The sequence below is a fragment of the Calorimonas adulescens genome (assembly GCF_008274215.1).
GTDB lineage: Bacteria > Bacillota > Thermoanaerobacteria > Thermoanaerobacterales > UBA4877 > Calorimonas > Calorimonas adulescens.
The window spans coordinates 1-1,165 of record NZ_VTPS01000049.1; the positions used below are offsets into that span (position 1 = coordinate 1).

Sequence of the window (1,165 nt, forward strand, 5' to 3'; positions counted from 1 at the left end):
GATCGCGTCAAGTATTTTTAGGTTATTAAAGACCTCACCATAATGAATTATCATAGGAAAACGTTATGTATGTTTAATCCAACATTAACAAAATTTATCATTACTGTTTTTAATAAATCCCAGTCTATATTATTGCATAGTCATGTAATAGAGACCTTATTGCCATGCTAGTAAATGTCCTCTTATTTAAAAGTACCGGAAGATTGTCTATGTTACTGATTTGAGAGTATATCTTGTTTATCTTCTTTTTGGCTCTCTTTATTGTCTCTTTTGGTAGTTCTACAGGTTTTAAGTCATTGATCTGTTGTTTTATTATTGCATCCTTTAATGATATTCCATCGGCTTTTACAGCTCTTAGCTTGGCCATTTTATGTGCCCCTTCTTTACTCCATGATATGGGGCCTCTTGATAGCCTTTCTGATAATATGTGACTTACATGGCTTTCTGCACTGCAGCCTGTTATTTCATCTTGATAGTCTTTGTATGCACATATGCCATCCCAGTTATTATTAATATATATCAGGCATTTGTTTATTGGGTCATTGGGTCCATCTGTCTTTAACTCTTCATGTTTTTGAATGAGTATTTCATTTACTTTTTCTCTGTCTTTTTTAAGTATGGCTCTCCATAGGTCTCTTTTTGATTTTTTGTCATTCTTAAGAGCCGCTGTTATGTACTTTTGTAGATGGAAAAGGTCTAGTACATATATGGCATTGGGTAGATATTCTGCTCCAAATCTTATCCAGTCTGCTCCGTCTCCTGTTATATATATCTTCTTTATGGATTCTTCTTCATATGTGTCTTTTATATATGTCCAGACATCTTTCCAGAGGTCTTCTGTTTCTTCTCCTTCATATATTCCGGAAAAGTATTTTGGATTTTTGAGTGCATTTCTATCTCCCGTCGTTTCTTTACCTTCATGGACATATACAAGTTTAACTATTGCATTTTTGCCATTCTGTAAGTGTATGTGGTCTTCATCGGCTTCTATATATAGGATGTCTGTCTTCTTTTTTGTTTTCGGTATTTTATAGCTTTCAATATCATCTGTCTTCTTCAGGGTATTCATTACTGTCTGACGGCTTAAATTACATTTTGACCCATCTCTTTTAAGTTCTTTAATGCTTTTCTCATAAGAGAGTATTGTTGATAGATCTATAATCTC

Annotated in this window: 1 protein-coding gene; it reads right to left on the minus strand. The window is 33.6% G+C overall.

All coding sequences use genetic code 11. The annotated features are described in order from the left end of the window. Positions 1–124: 124 nt before the first annotated feature. On the minus strand, positions 125–1,165 hold a 1,041-nt coding region (locus FWJ32_RS13185; RefSeq protein ID WP_149546425.1), incomplete at its 5' end, for an ISLre2 family transposase.